This window comes from Alkalicella caledoniensis, assembly GCF_014467015.1.
In the GTDB taxonomy this organism is placed as follows: domain Bacteria; phylum Bacillota; class Proteinivoracia; order Proteinivoracales; family Proteinivoracaceae; genus Alkalicella; species Alkalicella caledoniensis.
On the sequence record NZ_CP058559.1, the window covers coordinates 1330821 to 1351550 of the forward strand.

The window sequence follows — 20730 nt, forward strand, 5'->3', positions numbered from 1 at the left end:
CCTTTTATTTTTTCCCGAGGTCCCTCTTTTTTTCTATATTATTATTTAATCATTGATTGTAGTACTTTACAATGCCAAAATACTGGGAATTTAGCACTAAAAAGACGAGCATTGCTCGTCTTTTAGGTATTAAAAATATATAGTTCAAAAGCTTAAACACGGATTTCACGGTAATATTAATGTTTTTTTCACCGTGTTATCAGCGTTATTGTTTTGGGTTACTTCTAAGATTTCTACTCACTTTCCTAACAAGCCCTACAGCGACTATCATTTTTACAATATCACCAGGTAGAAATATCACCATTCCTTTTATGGTGTTTAAAAGCGTTACGCTACTTCCCATGACATTATTAACGATGTACCAAATATACGTTGTTCCTACTAAATAGAGCACTATGTTTCCAGCTATTATCCATAGTAAATCAAACTTCCCTTTCCCTAATCCACAGAAGAAAGCCAATATGATAAAACCTAAGATAAAACCAAAGCTTGGGTGTAGTACATAGCCTATACCCCCTCCACCACTGAATACAGGGAGACCCACAAGGCCCATGAACATGTATACAATTTGGCTTATTGCTCCATATACTGGACCTAAAAACATTCCAGACAACATGACAAAGAATGTTTGCAATGTAACTGGTGTAGGGTACATTGGTATTTGAATTAAACTTCCTATATATGTTAGCACAGCGAATAAACTAATTTTTACTAAGGCTTGTGTACGTATTACTGAGGGAGACATCTCCACTGACCACCTTTTTAATGTTATTTTCTTGTTGAATTATCAGGGATCCGTCTGAGGAGATATCAACTACCATGCCTTTTTCTATTCCCTTTATATTTGCAATTTCTATTTCTTTTCCTATTAAATATGAATACTTACGATTTATATTCAACACCTCACTAACTTCCCGGTTTAGGAAGCTATGAAAGTAATATTCCAGTTTTTGTGTGATAGCCATGAGCAAATGATTTATATTTATTTCCTTTCCCCATATGGTCTTTAAAGAGGTGGCCTTTTGTTTCAATTCCTCAGCTACGTTGTTGTTACAGTTTATACCCATACCTACCACTACGTAGTCCACGGAATCCATGTCACCTTTTACTTCTGTAAGGATACCTGCAATTTTCCTGCCGTTATGTAAGATATCATTGGGCCATTTTATCTGAGTTTCCACACCCAAGTACTCCTTTATACCTTCCCTAACTACAGCTGCCATTGTAAGGGTCAGTAGGGACAAATCTTCCATGGGAAGTTGGGGTCTAAGCAGAATGGACATTCAAAGACCTCCACTTTGAGAGTTCCACTGTCTACCTAGCCTTCCTTTACCCTTTGTCTGTTCTTTTGCAATAAAGATTGTTCCCCGCTTTTTTCCTTGTTCTTGATCTTGGTCTTGTTCTTGGTTTTGGTCTTGTTCTTGGTCAGCTAGTTTTTTAAGTTGTATGTTTGTGGAATCTATGGAGTCAACAACTATGATTTCTTTCCAAAAGGATGAAAGTTTTACTTGTAAGTAGTGTTTATCAACATCTGTTGGAAACCTAGATATAACATATCCTTTGTTGGTTATTCCCTCAATGATATATCCACTTTTACGTAGTTGTTCAATCCCTTTCCAAACAGCATTGCGACTAATACCTAACCTCTCACTTATATATTGTCCTGATATATTTTCCTTAGGATTTTCAAGAAATAGTTTGAGCACCTCTGTAGCAGTATCCATTAAAAATCACTCCTTCTGATTTAGGATACTTTTTTCAGACGTGTTTGTCAACTATCAATGATATTCAGGGTGACAATGATGGGATTAAATCTAAAAGAAAAAACCTGTTTGATATCTCTGAGGGTCACCCACCCTAAAGGGATGGGCTACAATCAGGAAAATATACTTTCCTAGCAATTAAAAAAGCAGGCCATGTTGGCCTGCTTTTGATCTAAATATTATTTTCTTGCCATTGCTCTCTTTGCTTTTTCTGCTATTTTTTCAGCTGTTAGGCCGTATTTTTGCAGTAGTTCATTTGGTGTTCCTGATTCACCGAATGTATCCTCTGTGCCTACCATTTCAATTGGTGTTGGAGCAAATTGTCCTAGTACTTCACTGACAACTGAACCTAAACCACCCATGATATTGTGCTCTTCTGCAGTTACAACAGCACCAGTCTTTTGTGCTGATTTTACAAGAAGGTCTTTGTCAATTGGTTTGATTGTATGGATATTAACAACCTCTGCGCTAACTCCATCTTTAGAAAGTAACTCAGCAGCTTCCACAGCTACACTTACCATGACACCTGTGGCAACTATAGTCACATCGCTACCTTCTTTAAGTACAACACCCTTACCTAACTCAAACTTATAGTCATCAGAGTTTAACACTGGTAAGTTTGGACGTCCTAGGCGGATATACACAGGACCTTTCATGTCAGCAGCAGCTCTAATTGCTTGCTCAGTCTCTGGACCATCTGCTGGTACTATAACTGTCATGTTTGGAATAACACGCATTAGAGCGATATCCTCTAGTGCTTGATGTGTTGCTCCATCTTCACCAACTGTTAAACCTGCATGGGTAGCAGCTATTTTTACGTTTAACTTAGGGTAACCGATGGAATTTCTGATTTGATCATATGCTCTACCTGTGGCAAAGATAGCAAATGTACTGGCAAATGGGATTTTACCTGCTGCTGCAAAACCTGCAGCTGTTCCCATAAGGTCAGCCTCAGCTATACCCATGTTGAAAAATCTTTCTGGAAATTCATTATAGAAACCTGCAGTTTTAGTCGATTTTGAAAGGTCAGCGTCTAGAACTACAATATCTTTGTTTTCTTTACCTAACTCTACTAAGGCTTTACCGTATGCGTCCCTTGTGGCAATAGTTTTTGACATATTCATTTCCCTCCTACTTTAATTCCTCTAATGCTTGGGCAAGTTGCTCTGGACTAGGTGCTGAACCATGCCACTCAGCTTTGTTTTCCATAAAAGATACACCTTTTCCTTTAACTGTCTTAGCTATAATAACAGAAGGTTTACCTTTTGTTGCTTTAGCTTGGTCGATTGCTGAGAAAATAGCGTTAAAATCATGGCCATCTATTACTTGTACATGCCAGTTAAATGCTTCCCATTTTGCATCAAGGGGATGAACAGCCATTACATCTTCAACATCTCCATCGATTTGCAAACCATTGTAGTCTAGGAAAGCAATCATGTTATCTAATTTATAGTGTGCCGCAGACATTGCAGCTTCCCATATTTGCCCCTCTTGAATTTCTCCATCACCTAAAAGGGCATATACATGTTTTTCTGACTTGTTAAGTTTTCCAGCTAAAGCCATACCGTTTGCAACTGATAGACCTTGGCCTAGTGAACCAGAAGACATGTCAACACCAGGGATATTCTTCATATCTGGATGTCCTTGTAAAATTGAATTGATTTTTCTAAAGTTTTGTATTTCCTCTTTTGGGAAAAAGCCTTTTTCTGCTAAAGTCCCATAAAGTACTGGTGTTGCATGGCCTTTACTTAAAACAAATCTGTCTCTATCTTCTTTTTGTGGGTCGTTGATATCAATGTCCATAACCTCAAAATAAAGACTGGTCATAATCTCAACTGCAGATAAAGATCCACCTGGATGTCCTGATTTTGCAGCCGTTACCATCTCTAAAATGCTCCTTCTGACATTTTTGGCAGCAGTAGAAAGCACTTCTAGCTTCTCTTTGGATAAATTTTTGTTCATTCTTTGTCCTCCTTAATGTTTAATTATCTATTAGCTTAAAACCTTCTCCGAGGGCTTCAGTAATATCAGTAACTATAACGAATGCTTTGTTATCAACATCATAAACCATTTCTTTTAACTTTGTTATCTCCATTTGGTTAACCACGCATAGGATGACATCCTTATCAACCTTTGAATATGCTCCCTTACCTCGAAGTGTTGTTGCTCCGCGATTTAGTTTATATAGAATTGTTTCTGAGATTTTCTCAGGTTCATTAGAAATAATTAATGCCATTTTTGATACACGCAATCCTTGCTGTACTAGGTCTATACCCTTACCCGTAATAAATACAGCTATTAAAGCGTACATGGCTAACTCTGCATTAAAGGCTATTGTTGCCAAGGCTATAACTAAGAAATCGATGCCTAAAAGCCCTTGACCAACTGTAAACCCCCAAAACTTATGTAGTAGCTGGGCAGCTAAATCTGTGCCCCCAGTTGTTGCCTTAGCTCTAAACACTATTCCTAATCCTAGCCCTGATAATACTCCACCGTATATTGAAGCTAAGAGTGGATCGCTTGTAAGAGGGGAAATCCCCGATGTTAATGCCACCATTAGGGCGAGGATAATGGTTCCGTAAAGTGTCCTTATACCAAATTTTCTCCCTAAGTATATCACTCCTGCAATAAATAGGGGTATGTTTACAACTATCAATGTGATACTGACAGGTATACCAAAAAGATAGTATAGCACTGTAGCAAAACCACTAACTCCTCCAGCAGCTATTCTGTTTGGGATCAATAGTCCATTTAGGCTTATTGATGTTATTAAGCAGCCTAGGGTTATAAGTAGGTAATCTTTAAAAGCCTTCATTAAAAACACACTCCGTTACATGTCTATTTCTCCATATAAATATAGGTATCCTTCTTTGATTTGTATATCTGTTATTTCGGTATAGGGTATACTTCCCAGTGAAAAATCTAGCTTATAATTGTTTAAGAAAAAGTCTGTTGCCTGCTGTTCAAAGCCAGGTAAATTCATGTTTACATTTTCTACTACAAAAGAAATTCTGTTGTCAGTCTCTACCTGGAATTTCCCATTAAAGGTAGCTTCTATCTTAACAAAAATCAGGTTTACGGGAATTGAGATACTTACATTTCCCTCTGTAAGGGCAACGCCTATATTTTCATCCCACTGGTCCTTTAAGTACCTAGATAGTTCTGCCTCAGAAATCAGTGCTGTGAAGTCTAAATCTCCGCCTTTAAGGCCCATATTGCTAAATCTCACATCCAGCCTTTCAAAGTTTAGAACGGAATTGAAGTCATATATGGTTCCTTTACCTTCAAGGTTATTTGTGAGAGCTTTTAGTAAATGGGGTCTTGTTGAAGTCAATTCTATTTCAATTTCATCTACACCCATTTCCGTAATTTGTTGTTTTGCATAATACAGTATTACAGTTGGGGACAAAAGCTCTGCCACTGTTAGTAATAGTACAAATACAATTAACAATATCAATGCTATCTTTTTCATGATTTTTTACTCTCCACTAGATACTTTAAATAACCATCCATGAATTTGTCTAAATCACCATCTAGCACACCTTGGGTGTTGCCAACTTCTACACTAGTTCTGTGATCTTTAACCATGCTGTATGGATGGAAAACATATGAGCGAATCTGGCTTCCCCAGCCTATATCCATCTGTTCTCCCCTTATAGTATCTAACTCTTTTTGTTGTTCTAGTCTTTGTTTTTCCGCTAATCTAGCAGCTAGTATTTTCATGGCAGCGGCTCTGTTAGAGTGCTGAGATCTCTCATTTTGACACTGTACAACTATACCTGTAGGCAAATGAGTTATTCGAACAGCTGAATCAGTTTTGTTTACATGTTGTCCACCAGCTCCACTGGCACGGTAGGTATCTGTCTTAAGATCTTCAGGTGCTATTTTTATCTCTTCACCATCTTCAATCTCTGGAAGAACATCCACAGATGCAAAGGAGGTATGGCGCCTACCTGAAGAATCAAAGGGAGATATCCTTACTAGACGATGCACACCTTTTTCACCTTTTAGATAACCAAAAGCATTTCTACCTTTTATAAGTATGGTTACACTTTTAATTCCTGCTTCCATATCAGCGAGATAATCAAGTATATCTACTTTAAAACCTTTTTTCTCGCTCCATCGCAGGTACATACGGTAAAGCATTTCTGCCCAGTCATAAGACTCTAAGCCACCTGCCCCAGGATGAAGGGATACTATGGCGTTGTTGTGATCATATTTCCCAGACAATAATTGGCTTAATTCTAGGATTTCCAATTGTTTCTCTAAGGATTCGACACCCTTTGCCATATCCTTTTCAAATTCAGGGTCTTCTTCCATTTCTAGAAGTTCTAGCATCTCATTGAAATTGGCAAGTTGCTCATTTATATCCTTGAATTTATTGACTATATCCTTTAGCTCTGTCAATTCATCTATTACCCCTTGAGACTTTTCCCTGTCATCCCAAAAGTCTGGTTCTGCCATTTGACCCTCTAAGGCTTTGATATTTTCTTCTTTTAAAGCTACATCAAAGGGAAACACTCAAATCGTTTAGACGTTTATCAACTACCTTTAACTTATTTCGTAGTTCAGAAATCATTCTCTCAACTCCTTAACATACTCAGTGGCTAATGAGTAATCATTAGCCACAGCATTTCTTATATTTTTTCCCACTACCACAAGGGCATGGGTCATTTCTACCTACTTTATTACTCTTAGCAGGGCTCTGGTTTGGTCCTTGACTTGGCTTGTTGGGATCACCTTCACCTGCTGCAGGAGTATCGTTTGCAACAGCCACTGCCCTTCTCATAGGCGTTTGTGTAAGTTGAACCCTAAAGATTAGCCTAGCTACATCCTCTTGAATACTTTCAATCATACCTTCAAACATATTAAATGCTTCAAATTTGTATTCAGTTAGTGGATCCTTTTGACCAAAGGCCCTTAGTCCGATACCTTGACGTAGGTCATCCATTGCATCTATATGATCCATCCACTTGGTATCTACAGTTCTTAGGACAACTACTCTTTCTAGTTCTTCCATCATGCCTTGCATTTGTTCTTCACGGATGCTGTAGTTTTCTTTAAATTTTTCTACAAAAAGTTCGTAGATTTCATCCCTATGCAGACCTTCTACTTGTTCAAGTTTTACATCATGGGGCATGAGGTAAATTGTTTCTGCATATTCAAGCAGCCCTTTAAGGTCATAATCCTCTGGATAAAGCTCTTTGTTTGCATATAGGTCTACAGATTTTTGTACAACCTTTTCCACCATGCCAATTATTTTATCCTTTAGCTTTTCACCCATAAGGATTTCTCTTCTTTGTTTATAGATGATTTCCCTTTGGGTATTCATTACATCGTCAAATTGCAGTACATGTTTACGAATATCAAAGTTTTTACCTTCCACACGTTTTTGTGCATTTTCAATGGCCTTACTAATAAGACCTGCTTCTATTGGCATGGAATCATCCATACCAAGTTTATCCATCATTCCCATGATTTTTTCTGAGCCAAATAGTCTCATGAGGTCATCTTCAAGGGATATGAAGAACTGGGACGCCCCAGGGTCACCTTGACGACCTGCTCTACCACGAAGCTGGTTATCAATCCTTCTACTTTCATGACGCTCAGTACCTATAATATATAAACCACCAAGCTCTTTTACACCTTCACCTAGTACAATGTCAGTACCCCTACCTGCCATGTTTGTAGCTATGGTTACAGCTCCCCTTTGACCAGCACTGGCAACTATTTCTGCTTCTTTTTCGTGATACTTAGCGTTAAGTACAGTGTGGGGGATTCCTTTTTTCTTTAGGGCATCAGATAACAACTCTGATTTTTCTATACTAATTGTACCTACAAGAACAGGCTGACCTGTTTTATTGCATTCTTCAATTTGATCTATAATGGCCGTTATCTTGCCAGGTTCTGACCTATAAACTGTGTCAGGCAAGTCTTTACGGACCATAGGTGCATTTGTAGGTATTACAACTACATCTAAGCCATAGATCTTTCTGAACTCTTCTTCTTCAGTTATAGCTGTACCTGTCATACCAGATAATTTGTCATACATTCTAAAGTAATTTTGGAATGTGATAGATGCCAGGGTTTGACTTTCCTTTTCAATACGGACGTTTTCCTTTGCTTCAATGGCTTGGTGAAGACCATTACTATATCTCCTACCTTGCATTAAACGACCAGTGAACTCATCTACTATAACAACTTGGTTGTTTTGAACAACATAATCCTTATCCCTTTTCATCATTACATGAGCCCTTAGGGCTTGATTAACATGATGGGATACTTCCATGTTTTCATCATCAAAAAGGTTTTCTATGTTAAGCTGCTTTTCAACTTCTTTTACACCATCTTCCGTTAACACAACTGAGTTGGCTTTTTCATCGATGGCGTAATGCTCTTCTTTTCGCAGTCTTGGAATTAGCTTAGCGTAACGGTAGTACATGCTTATATCTTGATCAACTTGACCAGAGATGATAAGTGGGGTTCTAGCTTCATCGATTAGTATGCTGTCCACCTCATCGATAATAGCATAGGTAAGGTTTCTTTGTACAAGGTTTTCCTTGTATATGGCCATGTTATCCCTTAAGTAGTCAAATCCAAACTCGTTGTTTGTACCATATGTGATATCACATGCATATGCATGTCTTCGTTCTTCAGAATTCAAACCATGGACAATTAGACCTACACTTAGCCCTAAGAATTCATGGACCTTACCCATCCACTCACTATCCCTTGTGGCAAGGTAGTCATTTACTGTTATGATATGCACACCTTTTCCAGTTAAGGCATTTAGGTAAGCTGGCAAAGTAGAAACAAGGGTTTTACCTTCACCTGTTTTCATCTCAGATATTCTTCCTTGATGCAATACAATACCACCGAGGATTTGGACATCAAAGTGACGCATACCAATAACCCTGACGGATGCTTCCCTTACTACAGCAAAGGCTTCAGGTAAAATAGCATCTAGTGTTTCACCTTTATTGAGCCTTGCTTTAAATTCATTTGTTTTATCCTTTAGTTGTTCGTCTGATAACCCTTTTATGGTGCTTTCAAAGCTGTTTACTTTATCAACTAGTTTTGATAGTTTCTTAATTTCTTTGTCATTGGATGATCCGAATATTTTTGATACAAATCCTATCATTTTTTATTAACCCCCAATACTTATTGAGTACAATTAAAAGGAACCTAAGCCTATGGTCCCTTTCCATTTTCCTTATTATTCAATTTTAGCACTTTGACTAAAAAAACTCAACCTTTTGCCTATTTCGAGCCATTTTTTAAACCTTTGGCACAATATTCATCAAAATGACACGGACATTTTTAACCAAGGGCTTATCTTATGGGTATTGTATTGATTTTTGTGTTAAGTATGGCTTGTGTAAGATAATTATTATAGGGTTTTTTATATGGTTTTCTGTAGGACTTTACAAATAATTTACATGACCTTTCTAACCAAGTGATTAAAAACCGTACGATTATCAGTTTTTCCTTTTTTCTTTGCCCTGAAGATCATAAAGATCCTGTAGATCAGTGGATAAGACATTAACTCCTTTTTCTAAAAGCCTTTGATAATCCGCATATGTATTGAAATTCTTGATAAAATTCATCTCTGGGTCAAGTTCCATAAGTTCTTGTTCTGGTATGTAGTATGTATCAAATTCGTCTAGGAGCATCTTTATTTTATGTAGGTCCTGTAAAAGAGTTTCTTCTACCCTCGGCAACACCTTTTTATGGTATATACCATACAGTGGCTGAAAGCGTCCATCTGCCATACATACTACAATATCCCCTTTGTCCTTTTGTGATATTATATACTCCACTACTTTCGGATTAACAAGGGGTGTGTCACATCCTAAGATAAAAGTCTGGGGGGCCCTGCTGTGATACAGTGCACTGTGAATACCTAAAAGAGAGCTCTTACTAGCTATTTCCAGGGCATCTCCATGGTAACTTACACCTGGAATTTTAGTTTCCTGTAGCCCGTTATCTATGACACTTATGGATGGAAACAGATTCCCTATATTACATATTATATGGTCAACAAAGTTTTTTTCCCCAAGGGAAAGGCTACCTTTATGTACACCCATGCGAGTTGACTTCCCCCCCGCCAAAATACTAAGTTCAACATCAATCTGCATCACAATCCACCTTTGTCATTTAGTAAGTACATTATAGCACAAACACCCGATGTAGCCCATCCCTTTAGGGTGGGAATGGTACATCTTCCTGCCGCCGCAGTTGTAGCCCATCCTTTAGGGTGGGTAGTCCTGCAAAACTAACATAAGATCAAAACCTATTTTCACCACTACTCTTCACTATAAATAACGAAAACGCGTACGAGATTAAAGGACATAAGATATTAATTACTAAGCTTTTATATAGTGTAGCGCCTTTTAGTGAAAGTTAGTGTGAAACATCTTTTTATCTTCCTCAAGCAGCTGTTGTAGCCCATCCCTTTAGGGTGGGCTGACCTACAAAATTAACATAAGATCAAAACCTACTTTTACCACTACTCTTCACTATAAAGAACAAAAAGCGTACGAGATTAAAAGAAATAAGGTCTTAATTACTAAGATTTTATATAGTGTGATGCCTTTTAGTGAAAGTTAGTGTAGGGAATGTTTTAATGCCCTTAAGATCATAAAGATCTGTTGGCTAAGCTTTTGGTTCTTTTCTTTAATAGTCACAGACCATATACTGTCAAGATGTTTCCTACACAGCCTAAATAAGCTACATCATTCTGTCCCTCACTGGCCATTAACTGTTACGAAATGGGGATGAAAAAGCTTAATTAAAAACCTATTTTCACCACTACTCTTCACTATTCAAAAACTAAAAAGCGTACGAGATTTAAAGACTAAGTTCTTAATTACTAAGCTTTTATATAGTGTGGCGCTTTTTAGTGAAAGTTAGTGTGAGGATGTTTTAGTTCCTGCCCTTAAGATCATAAAGATCATGTAGATCTGTGGCTAAGAATTTATTTTTAAGTATCGCCTATAAAACCATCAACATATCCGTGAAAATCAGTGAAAATCCGTGGCCACGATTTAATAATTGCCCTTAAATTTCATATAGATCTGTGGCTAAAAAAGCTCTTCTCAAAGAAAAAAGTGACCTCGCGGTCACTTTTAAAAACTTAGCTTAGTAGCTATCTGGGATTATTATTGCAGCTATGATATATGCTAGAAGCCCTGAGCCTCCGAATAATATAAATAATACCCATCCAATTCTTATCAAAGAAGGGTCTAGATCGAAGTATTCTGCGATTCCTCCACAAACACCAGCTACTTTTCTGTCATTTCTTGAACGATATAACTTTCTTGCCATTTATCTCAACTCCTTACGTTATTATTTACTCTTAATAAAAAACACTAAACCTAGGGCAATTAAGAAAACAGGCCAAATATAGTTTGAAAATCTACCTATATACCAAAAGAAATTTCCAAGGTAATTAAAGAATGACCATACATAGTTCATATTAATTCTAAACAAGTATCTTAAGTCAACGAAGTTACCAGCTAGGAAAAATAAACCTAAAGAAATCAAAATAATACCTAATAACATTCCCGCTGTTCCTCGTTTTTGCCCTGCCTCTTCTTGAGTTGAATACGTTTTTTCATTTGCATTATACTCTGTATCTACGTAATCTTTGTTAGCATCATAGCTATCAGCCTCATCTGTATTAGTCCTTGATATAACTGAAGGCTCTTTAGGTATGGCAATGGCAGCTATAATGTAAATGAGTATTCCATTACCACTGGCAAACCCAATAAGGACAGCTAATACTCTAACTATTACCGGGTCCACGTTTAGGTAATCAGCAATACCTCCACATACACCACTAATTACAGTATCCCTACGGGAGCGATATAATCTCTTTTTCATAAAATCACCTACCTTATCTTATACATTATATTATATAATATTTCCCTTAACAATTGTTGTTGTTAACAATAATTTAATAAATATTTCAGGCCTAGGCAGTGAAGCTCTTTTAGTCTTCCTGCCGCCACAGTTGTAGCCCATCCCTTTAGGGTGGGCTGACCCACAAAACTAACGTAAGCCCAAAACCTACTCTTACCACTACTCTCCACTATTCAATGACTACAAAGCATACGAGAATTAAATACATAAGTTCTTAATTACTAAGATTTTATATAGTGTGATGCTTTTTAGTGAAGCAGAATGTTTTAATTCCCTGCCCTTAAGATCATAAAGATCATAAAGATCTGTGGCTACGCTTTTGGGTCTTTTCTTTAATAGTCTCGGACCATATACTGCCAAGATGTTTCCTACACGGCCTAAATTAGCTACATCATTCTGTCCCTCACTGGCCATTTACTGAAATGAAATAGGGATAAAAAGGCTTAAAACTTTTTTTTCACCACTACTCTTCATTATTCAATGACTACAAAGCGTACGAGAATTTAATAATAAGATCTTAATTACTAAGCTTTAATATAGTGTAACGCCCTTTAGTGAAGGTTAGTGTGCGTAATGTTTAGTCTTTGCCCTTATATCAAATAGATCATGCAGATCTTGTGGCTACGGCCTTTAACCTTATTATCATGTATATCCATGAACAAAAATAAATAGCCAGCGTCTACACGCTGGCTATTTTTCTTAAAATTCTGGTTCTATAACACCATAGTCGCCATTTTTCCTTTTGTAAACAACATTTACTTCTTCGTTCTCCCCGTTGATAAATACGAAGAAATCATGCCCTAACATATCCATTTGCAAGATTGCTTCATCAGTCATCATAGGCTTCATGTTGAACTTCTTAACTCTAGCAATTTGTGGCTCGCTTATATCATCCTCAACTGGAACAGGTGCTCCAGCTCCATTGAAATCTTTGATACTTTGTTGACGGGACTTTCTATTTACACGGGTTTTATATTTCCTAGTTTGTCTTTCTAATTTTTCAATAACTTGATCTATGGATGCGTACATATCGCTTGACTGTTCTTCAGCCCTTAATAGCATACCTCCATTTAGTAATACTGTTACATCAACAGCATGCACATCTTTTGTTACACTTAAAGTTACTTGAGCTTCGGTATTCTCCTCGAAATATTTTTCAAGTTTACCAATTCGTTTGTCAATGTGTTGCTTCAGTCCTTCAGTTACTTGAATGTTTTTTCCCCTTGATATGATTTTCATATATACCTCAACTCCTTCTAATAGGTGTTATATATTAATATTCCCTATAAGTTTGAAAAATCCTTCTATTCTGTACAAAATAAAAGTATTTTTTTGTCGATATCTTAGTTTTAGCTTATACTACTGGAATTAGACGGATTTACATAAGGTAACTTATGTAAAATTTTTTTTAAAAACAGTTGAATTAGATAAGGATAAATGAAAAACATGAAAACGTGTAGTTGTAGCCCATCCCTTTAGGGTGGGCAGACCTACAAAAAGCTCCCAAATACTGTAGGGCTCAGGGCTCCGTACCTGCCCGGACCCACAAAAAAACAGACCAAAACGTAAAGCTACCAAGAAAACCTAGACATAGACATATGTATACGGATAACACTGATTTAGAAAAAGATTAACATAAAGAATTAAAAACCTAGGAAACCAAGGACATATAAAAAGAAAAATAAATTCCTGATTCACAAGGCATAGACATCTTCACTGTTAAGATCAAAGTAAACTAATAATTAACTTCTAAAATATTCCATAAATGCGTGAAAATCCGTGATTAAGCCCTAAGCATAAAACCATACTTTTACCACTACTCTCCACTATTCAATGACTACTAAGCATACGAGAATTAAATACATAAGTTCTTAATTACTAAGATTTACATAGTGTGATGCTTTTTAGTGAAGCAGAATGTTTTAATTCCCTGCTCTTAAGATCATAAAGATCATGCAGATCTGTGGCTAAAGGTTTTAAAAATTATTGATAAATCCAACCCACAAAACCATCCAACAAATCTCAAGAAAATCAGTGAAATCCGTGGCAAAGCCCTTTCCCTTAAAAGTCCATATATTTGTAGTGGCCTAGGAACTTGATATTATTAAATTATCTTTAACAACATAAAAAGAGCAAGCCCATTACAAGGCTCGCTCTTAAGTCTACTAATACTCAAACTTAGATATCTTCTGTTGCATTTCTTCTGCTAGCTTAGATAGAGTATGGCTGGCATTTGCTATTTCATCCATGGCCGATGTTTGCTCTTGAACTGATGCAGAGGCTTCTTCTGTCCCTGCAGCATTTTCTTCAGATATAGCTGATAGATTTTCCATTATAGATATAATCTTATCTTTCTTTTCCTCCATTTCCCTACTGGAGTTAGCCATTACATCAATGGCTTTTTTCATATTTTCAATGGAATTTGCTATACCATCAAACTTTGTACTTGTTTCATCTACACTCTTAGCTTGGTAGCTTACAATCTCTCCAAGCTCGGCCATTGTTTTCACAGCTGTTACTGTCTTGTTAGATAACTCACCAATAATCTCTGCAATTTGACCTGTAAATCCATTGGATTGTTCTGCTAGTTTTCTTATCTCATCTGCTACTACTGCAAAGCCACGACCAGCTTCCCCTGCCCTTGCTGCTTCTATGGCTGCATTTAGTGCTAAGAGATTAGTTTGCTCTGCGATGTTTTTGATCATCAAGCTTGCTTCTTGTATCTTATCTGCTGCTTCATTTGTGGTTAGGATTATTTCATGAACCTCTTTAGCAGCTTTACTACTTTGTTGGGATTTCTCAACTAACTCACTTACTATTTCAAGACCCTCATTTTTTAGGACATCGACTTTTTCAGTAGTCATATTTAAATCTTGGGCTTGGCGATAATTCTTTTCCACAAGTTGACCTAGATCAGTTATAAATTCCACACCTTCTTCTGTTTCCTTTGCCTGATCACTGGAACCACTGGCTATTTCCCCAATGGCCCTAGCCACTTCTTCTGCAGCTGTGGAGGATTGTTGACTAGTTGAACTCAGCTGGATAGCAGAAGATGATAACTGTTCTGCTACGCTGGAGATATCCCTTACTATTACCCGTAAATTACCTATGAATCTATTTACTGTTTCTGCTAGAGAACCTAACTCATCATTTGTCCTTATATCTATGACTTGCTTAAGGTCTCCGCCATTTTCCACTAGATTATCTAGTTTGCTCTGCATTAGTCTCAGAGGTTTCGTTATACTTCTTATAATTATAACCTGCAACACTAAACCCAATAATATAGCAGATCCAATAACACTGGAAGTTAAGTTTCTGGCGAAAATATAATTGTCATTTGCCTCTACCCTAGACTCATGCGCCAGAGCTATATTATATGCTTCTAAGTTACTTAAACCATACTTCATATCTATGTATAGAAAATCTTTATCCCCAGCTCTTAGCCTAGTTAGAGCGGCTGCGGAGTCATCCCCCTTACTCAACTCTAATACCCGCTCACTTCTACCTACATAGCTTGTCCATGTATTGTTGACAAAAGTAAACAAGCCTTTGTCTTCATCGGACGTGATATTGGCTTCATAGCTTGCCAGCAGCTCTTCGATTCTCTGTTTTTTTAACAGCATCTCTTGCTCTATATTTGCCATCTCACCTTGTGAGTCTGACATAATATGTTGGTATTCATAGGATCCATACTCACTAAAAACAGTATTAATCTCTTGAGAAATGGTCACTCCATGAATAATTTCAGTAGTGATGTGGGTAGTTTGATTGTTTAAGGCACCAATTATACTAATTGCATAGGCACCCAAACCCAAAATAATACAAAGAAAAATCGCTGTAGAAAAAATCAACTTGCTCCTAATAGAAAAACCACTTTTTTTCTTAACAGATTTGTCTGATCTTTGCTTTTTTCTAAAGAACCTTCTCATACTGAAATCCCCCTTTTTTTCTGTTCACGAAATACTATATTTTTAATATAGTGTATTTTAAATGACAGAACAATGGATTTCATCATATCACCAAAATTATTACTATACTTTAACAAAACATTGCTATAAATGGTAATTCCAAAATACAAAACCTATTTCCACCACTACTCTTCACTATTCAATGACTAAAAAGCGTACGAGATTTAGAACCCTGAATTGAATAAAACCTAGATATAGACATATGTACACGAATAACACTGATTTATAAAAACTAAAATAGGACCTATAATCAGAAAAACAAATCACTGATTCACAAAGCATAGACATCTTCACTGTCAAGATCAAAAGCAAACTAATTATCAACTTCCAACCATCCCAACTTACAAAAAGTATGAGATTCAGGACTCTGAATTGAAGAAACCTAGACATACAACATATGTACACGGATAACTCTGATTTAAGATTTAATCTTTGCCCTTAAAATCATGAAGATCATGCAGATCTGTGGCTAAGGAATTTTTTTTATATAAGTACCACCCACAAAACCATCCAAACATATCCGTGAAATCAGTGAAAATCCGTGGCTAAGATTTAGTTTTGCCCATAAGATCATAAAGATCATTCAGATCTGTGGCTAAGCTTTTAGGTCTTATTACTATACATTCTAAAGAACACAAAAGAACTAACCTATACTATGGTATAAGCTAGTTCTTTTATACTTAACTAAACAAGCCACTAGACTACTCAGGCTTTTTAACACCCTGCTTTAACATCTCCTGCCATGTATCCCTTAGGCCAGTTATAACAGGTAATGCTTCTTCTACCGGTTTTCTCTCGAATTTCGCACTTCCACTAATAAGTCTGCTAATTACAAAGTCATATAAAGATCTCAAGTTATTAGTAATATCTCCACCATCTGGACTTAGGTTAACCATAAGCTCGGTAACGATATCTAGAGTCTTGTCCACCTTAACCCTAAATTCATCCTTCTCGCCTCTGTCTAAATGCCCTAAGGCTACATTAATATTCTTGATAGCCCCATTGTAAAGCATTAAAACCAATTCCCCAGGTGATGCCGTAGAAACTTGAGTCTGCTTGTATTGTTGATACGGATTGTTCATCATGTGTATTTCCCCCAATATGTATTATAGATATAAATATATCGTTGCTACTCACATACAAAAAGATATGTAGGTGTATGATTAAATCTTTGTTTAGGCTCATATCCAAATTCTGAAAGAAATTCCGAGATATTGTTAAACTCTTTTTGATTTTGTGCCTCGATATAAATAATTGGTCTAAAAAGCTCTATTATTCGTTTCGATCCTTTTAGTACTTGCATTTCCATGCCTTCAACATCTATTTTCATTAGATCAACCTTTTCGTCTATAATCACATCATCTAATGCAAAAACCTGTACATTACCTTCCGAATTATCAATTAGTTTAGCCATTCCTAGATTTTCTTTATTTTTTATAAGGTTAGCTCTGGATTGTGACTCTCCAATACCAAAGTTATAGCAGTTGACTATTTGTTGTAGATTATTATGTTCTATATTATTTGTTAATATTTGATACACATCAGGTTGCGGTTCAAATGCATGAACTTTATTAGGATTGCAAAACTTACCGAAGAATACAGTATGATTACCTATATTTGCACCTATATCAACAATAACACTTCCAGGTTTAATTCGTGATTCTATATCCTCCAGCATTTGTTTTTCATAAAAAGCACCCTGCCCCCTAATTACTTGGGATATATGATCTATTGAATTCGGAAATTCCATTTTAATGTCTATGCCTTTGTAGCCAAAGGTATACTGATTAGAAACTTTAGTTTTTTCTCCTTTATACATTATGTCAGTTACATTTCTTTCAAGGGAACTGATTTCTTTATCTAAAGAGTAATTTTCTTCAATAAACTTTCTATAATCACTTGATTTATATTCATCATCAAAGACTAAGTTTAGTAAATCTGATATTGTAGTCCATATAAATTGGGAAGGATAAATTTCTTTAGCACCAACAAAATTATGGATCAAAGGTTTTATGCCCTTAGCCATTGCCTCCATAATAGATAGTTGTTGACTTTCTAATAAACTACTTGAGATAATATAATTTTTATCTTCTAACCATTTATTTATATCTTCATGCCAGCCTGAGAAAATAATATTATTTTTTAGGTCCATCTCTTCAATCATTTGGCGAAAATAAAGTATATATCTAGGTTCCTCGAATTTCCCTGCTATGTGTAACATGAACCTCTTATCTTTATCAACAATAGCTTTAAAAGCATGAAGTAGCAACATAGGTCCTTTTTTAAAGTTTAATCTTCCGACATAAGCAATATTAAACCCCTTACTACGCTCTTCAAATGGATAATCTTCTAATTTAATACCATTAGGAATGACTACTGTTTTTTCAGCACTCAAATTGCTTTTAGAAGATAATACATAGTTTCTAATATGATTAGCAACGAAAACAACCTTATCAATACTTGTCCAATCAATCGCGGAAATGTATGGTGTAAACGCTTCATAGCTATGTAGCCTCGCAATTATTACCTTTTCTCTCGAAAGTTCTAATTTACTAGCTTTGACCAACAGGTCATCGCACCAGTCAAACCAGCTAATATCTGCCCACATCATACCTTCTTGTATTTGACTATAATTACTTACAGTAATTTTTTTAACTGTAAATCTATCCTTGAAGTTCTCCATTATGTTATTAAAAAAGTAGTTCATTCCTTTTTTAATAAAGAACACTAACTTAGGCTTAGTAGTAAAATCACAGTTAGGTGACAGTTCTCTAATTTTCTCATTCAAAGAAATTAAATCTAATTTTTGCTCATCAGTAGCAAATAAATCTTTACACTGCAAATAATAGTTAACTGCCTGGTCTAAATTACCCTTAATTTGATATAATGACGCAAGGTTAAATAATAAATCAAAATCAAAAGGAAACTCTTCTACAGCTTTATTCAATACCTCCTCCGCCTCGTCTAGTTGATTTTGTAAAAGCCATAGTGTTGATTCAATAGAAGCTATAGCACTATCCCTACCAATTTTCTCCTTATATTGTTTTAACGTAAACCAAGCTTCGTCAAAAAAACCTTGATGGATTAATTTTTCAATTTTACTAATTATTTTATACTTGTAATCATCATTTATATACATGACTTTCCTCCTTAGTATTGAAACTTTAACTAAGATTTTGACTCAAATGTAATCTAGCATATTCTTTAATATAGTTATTCAAGGTTGGTAGGTTTTCTTTAGCTTCTTTTAGAAGTTTTACCTGAAGCATAGTATTATTACTACCTCGCATTTTTTTTACAAAGTAAAAGTTTATAAAAAATCGATGTTCATTATCATTAATAATCGTGCTAAGTATTCTAAGCTTCTCTTCGCCATAAAGATATTTTATAAACAATTCTCCGTAGTATAAGTATTTATTGAAAATCTCAAAGTATTTAGAGTGGACTTCTTCTGAATAATTATTCGAGTTTTCAAGGATAGCTCTGTGGATAACTAGAAGTGTCTTTATGGAACGGAAATCATTTTCTTTTATGTCTATACTTAAAATCTCTTTAATCAATTTGTTTTCATACTTATAATCATTTTTTAGTAGCTGCCTAAATAAATTTATTATTGTAACTTGTTCATTTTTTCGGAATAGGTCTACAAATCTTTTAGATATATTTAGGTCTTTAACAACTTCTCCATAAAAAAAAGGCACGTACTTAAAATCTATTTTTTTTAGGAAGGTGTATAATTTTAGCTCTTCATTGAAACCGCGGTTTAATAAGCAGTACTCCGAGTATATCCCTTCACCTTTTGCAAAAACCAAGTCCATCTTATCTTGTTTTTCTGGCTCTAATAATTTTTTCATTTCTTCTATAATTATGGTGACTTTATTATAGTAAGATTCATTTTCATTTAAGTACTTGATAATTTTTTCAGGCTCATCTTTCTTCATGTGAATTTTTGTTAGTAGAATCATTTTTTGATCAGTTTGTTCTGATGCATTGTTTATATGCTCTAAAGAGTTTTCAAACTCATTGTTTTCATAGTAATAATTGGCCAGTAAAATATTTGCTTTATTCAGTGAGGATTGGTCTATGCTATATAATGCTATAGATGCATCATTGTATACGTCCAATCTTTCCTTTTTGGAATACAAGTCTAAATATTTTTGGAAATTTGATTTCATTTTTTCAATGTTGCCTAATTTTTGGTAGGTATAGCCTAATATATTATACAAGTCTAAATAATCAGGACGTAATCTTACACCTTCTTCGGCAATATTGATTACTTCTTTATATTGACCACATGCAAAAGCATTTTTAGAGTAAACTGAGTAAATAAAAGCATACTTTTTTCTAAGTTTGTAGTCTATATTATTAAGTAATTCAAAGGTTTTTCTTATTTGCTTTAGTGCTAAATCATGCTTTCCATACATGCTATAAGATACTGACAATTGAAATGAATAATAAATATTTTTAGGATCTTTTTCAATCTCTTCCTTTAGTATTGAAGAAGTACGATTAAATTTCTTCTCCATCAGATTTTTATCTTTTATTAAGTAACCATAGTGATTCAGTAGTATTTCTGAAGCCATAATTGGTTTTCTAACATTTGGTTGGTTATGAATTGCTCCTCTATAGCAAAAATCCTTATCGTTTCTAAATATTTTAAAATTAGATTCTAGAAGAAATTTATCTATGTTATTTTTGTAGAAAAAACTCTTAATCTTAACCATTACAGACATCTTACCGTTCAGTGATCCAGATTCAATCAAGGATATCAATTCGTTTGGTGTTTCTAAAGTTTCGTCAGCATCTAAACTAAATAGCCATTCACCATTTGTGTATGATATGGCCTTATTACGCATATCCGAAAAGTTATTATTCCACTCTGCAAAGTATACTTTATCTGTATAAGATTTCGCAATTTCTACAGTTTTATCTGTTGATCCAGTATCTAAAATAACAAGTTCAACATACTGTTTCTGTAGGATTTGTTGCAAACTATCTAGGCATCTTTTTAGGTTTTCCTCTTCGTTCTTCACAATCATACAAAAACTAAGCTTGATTTTTTTCTCCATAACTTT

17 protein-coding genes are annotated in these 20730 nt (G+C 35.4%); all 17 read right to left on the reverse strand.

Annotated features, from left to right (window positions below; translation table 11 throughout):
- Positions 1 to 205: 205 nt before the first annotated feature.
- Entirely contained in the window at positions 206 to 745 is a 540-nt protein-coding gene (locus HYG86_RS06500; RefSeq protein WP_213168146.1) for a biotin transporter BioY, read from the reverse strand.
- Entirely contained in the window at positions 702 to 1283 is a 582-nt protein-coding gene (locus HYG86_RS06505) for a biotin--[acetyl-CoA-carboxylase] ligase (protein WP_213168148.1), read from the reverse strand. Before HYG86_RS06505 ends, HYG86_RS06500 begins: the two co-directional genes overlap by 44 nt.
- Entirely contained in the window at positions 1284 to 1724 is a 441-nt protein-coding gene (locus HYG86_RS06510) for an HTH domain-containing protein (RefSeq protein ID WP_213168149.1), read from the reverse strand. It lies immediately after the preceding gene.
- Positions 1725 to 1942: 218 nt separating this feature from the next.
- Positions 1943 to 2881 carry a transketolase family protein gene (locus HYG86_RS06515; protein WP_213168151.1) on the reverse strand — a complete coding sequence of 313 codons (939 nt, stop codon included), beginning with the start codon at positions 2879 to 2881 and terminating at the stop codon, positions 1943 to 1945.
- A gap of 13 nt (positions 2882 to 2894) precedes the next feature.
- Positions 2895 to 3725 carry a transketolase gene (locus HYG86_RS06520; RefSeq protein WP_213168153.1) on the reverse strand — a complete coding sequence of 277 codons (831 nt, stop codon included), beginning with the start codon at positions 3723 to 3725 and terminating at the stop codon, positions 2895 to 2897.
- A 19-nt stretch (positions 3726 to 3744) separates the two neighbouring features.
- Entirely contained in the window at positions 3745 to 4578 is an 834-nt protein-coding gene (locus HYG86_RS06525) for a YitT family protein (protein WP_213168155.1), read from the reverse strand.
- A gap of 15 nt (positions 4579 to 4593) precedes the next feature.
- Positions 4594 to 5235: a hypothetical protein gene (locus tag HYG86_RS06530; protein WP_213168156.1), complete on the reverse strand. Its 642-nt coding sequence runs from the start codon at positions 5233 to 5235 to the stop codon at positions 4594 to 4596.
- Positions 5232 to 6342 (reverse strand): peptide chain release factor 2 gene (gene prfB / locus HYG86_RS06535; RefSeq protein ID WP_213168158.1). Its coding sequence is split into 2 segments (ribosomal slippage): positions 5232 to 6272 and positions 6274 to 6342, totalling 1110 coding nucleotides; the frame shifts between segments, so codons are not numbered across the junction. Before prfB ends, HYG86_RS06530 begins: the two co-directional genes overlap by 4 nt.
- 42 nt (positions 6343 to 6384) lie before the next feature.
- Complete coding sequence (gene secA / locus HYG86_RS06540) at positions 6385 to 8904, reverse strand: preprotein translocase subunit SecA (protein WP_213168160.1); 2520 nt, start codon at positions 8902 to 8904, stop codon at positions 6385 to 6387.
- A 337-nt stretch (positions 8905 to 9241) separates the two neighbouring features.
- Positions 9242 to 9901, reverse strand: a complete 660-nt coding sequence (gene mobA, locus HYG86_RS06545) for a molybdenum cofactor guanylyltransferase (protein ID WP_213168162.1) — start codon at positions 9899 to 9901, stop codon at positions 9242 to 9244.
- A gap of 1003 nt (positions 9902 to 10904) precedes the next feature.
- Entirely contained in the window at positions 10905 to 11090 is a 186-nt protein-coding gene (locus tag HYG86_RS06550; RefSeq protein ID WP_213168164.1) for a PspC domain-containing protein, read from the reverse strand.
- Between the two features lie 21 nt (positions 11091 to 11111).
- On the reverse strand, positions 11112 to 11648 hold the full coding sequence (locus HYG86_RS06555; RefSeq protein ID WP_213168166.1) for a PspC domain-containing protein: 537 nt from the start codon (positions 11646 to 11648) through the stop codon (positions 11112 to 11114).
- Between the two features lie 738 nt (positions 11649 to 12386).
- Positions 12387 to 12926: a ribosome hibernation-promoting factor, HPF/YfiA family gene (gene hpf, locus HYG86_RS06560; RefSeq protein WP_213168168.1), complete on the reverse strand. Its 540-nt coding sequence runs from the start codon at positions 12924 to 12926 to the stop codon at positions 12387 to 12389.
- Positions 12927 to 13852: 926 nt separating this feature from the next.
- A complete protein-coding gene (locus HYG86_RS06565; protein WP_213168170.1) occupies positions 13853 to 15616 on the reverse strand; it encodes a methyl-accepting chemotaxis protein in 1764 nt (587 codons plus the stop codon).
- 740 nt (positions 15617 to 16356) lie between these two features.
- Positions 16357 to 16740, reverse strand: coding sequence for a flagellar export chaperone FliS (gene fliS, locus HYG86_RS06570; RefSeq protein WP_213168171.1), 384 nt, complete (start codon positions 16738 to 16740; stop codon positions 16357 to 16359).
- A gap of 44 nt (positions 16741 to 16784) precedes the next feature.
- Positions 16785 to 18794: an FkbM family methyltransferase gene (locus HYG86_RS06575; protein WP_213168173.1), complete on the reverse strand. Its 2010-nt coding sequence runs from the start codon at positions 18792 to 18794 to the stop codon at positions 16785 to 16787.
- Positions 18795 to 18819: 25 nt separating this feature from the next.
- Positions 18820 to 20724, reverse strand: a complete 1905-nt coding sequence (locus HYG86_RS06580; protein ID WP_213168176.1) for a glycosyltransferase family 2 protein — start codon at positions 20722 to 20724, stop codon at positions 18820 to 18822.
- Between the last annotated feature and the right edge of the window lie 6 nt (positions 20725 to 20730).

What these genes read in the sequence shown, in the direction of transcription:
- HYG86_RS06500 (WP_213168146.1), bottom strand. Translation starts at nt 745, where the DNA reads ATGTCTCCCTCAGTAATACGTACACAAGCCTTAGTAAAAATTAGTTTA.
- HYG86_RS06505 (WP_213168148.1), bottom strand. Translation starts at nt 1,283, where the DNA reads ATGTCCATTCTGCTTAGACCCCAACTTCCCATGGAAGATTTGTCCCTA.
- HYG86_RS06510 (WP_213168149.1), bottom strand. Translation starts at nt 1,724, where the DNA reads ATGGATACTGCTACAGAGGTGCTCAAACTATTTCTTGAAAATCCTAAG.
- HYG86_RS06515 (WP_213168151.1), bottom strand. Translation starts at nt 2,881, where the DNA reads ATGTCAAAAACTATTGCCACAAGGGACGCATACGGTAAAGCCTTAGTA.
- HYG86_RS06520 (WP_213168153.1), bottom strand. Translation starts at nt 3,725, where the DNA reads ATGAACAAAAATTTATCCAAAGAGAAGCTAGAAGTGCTTTCTACTGCT.
- HYG86_RS06525 (WP_213168155.1), bottom strand. Translation starts at nt 4,578, where the DNA reads ATGAAGGCTTTTAAAGATTACCTACTTATAACCCTAGGCTGCTTAATA.
- HYG86_RS06530 (WP_213168156.1), bottom strand. Translation starts at nt 5,235, where the DNA reads ATGAAAAAGATAGCATTGATATTGTTAATTGTATTTGTACTATTACTA.
- secA (WP_213168160.1), bottom strand. Translation starts at nt 8,904, where the DNA reads ATGATAGGATTTGTATCAAAAATATTCGGATCATCCAATGACAAAGAA.
- mobA (WP_213168162.1), bottom strand. Translation starts at nt 9,901, where the DNA reads ATGCAGATTGATGTTGAACTTAGTATTTTGGCGGGGGGGAAGTCAACT.
- HYG86_RS06550 (WP_213168164.1), bottom strand. Translation starts at nt 11,090, where the DNA reads ATGGCAAGAAAGTTATATCGTTCAAGAAATGACAGAAAAGTAGCTGGT.
- HYG86_RS06555 (WP_213168166.1), bottom strand. Translation starts at nt 11,648, where the DNA reads ATGAAAAAGAGATTATATCGCTCCCGTAGGGATACTGTAATTAGTGGT.
- hpf (WP_213168168.1), bottom strand. Translation starts at nt 12,926, where the DNA reads ATGAAAATCATATCAAGGGGAAAAAACATTCAAGTAACTGAAGGACTG.
- HYG86_RS06565 (WP_213168170.1), bottom strand. Translation starts at nt 15,616, where the DNA reads ATGAGAAGGTTCTTTAGAAAAAAGCAAAGATCAGACAAATCTGTTAAG.
- fliS (WP_213168171.1), bottom strand. Translation starts at nt 16,740, where the DNA reads ATGATGAACAATCCGTATCAACAATACAAGCAGACTCAAGTTTCTACG.
- HYG86_RS06575 (WP_213168173.1), bottom strand. Translation starts at nt 18,794, where the DNA reads ATGTATATAAATGATGATTACAAGTATAAAATAATTAGTAAAATTGAA.
- HYG86_RS06580 (WP_213168176.1), bottom strand. Translation starts at nt 20,724, where the DNA reads ATGGAGAAAAAAATCAAGCTTAGTTTTTGTATGATTGTGAAGAACGAA.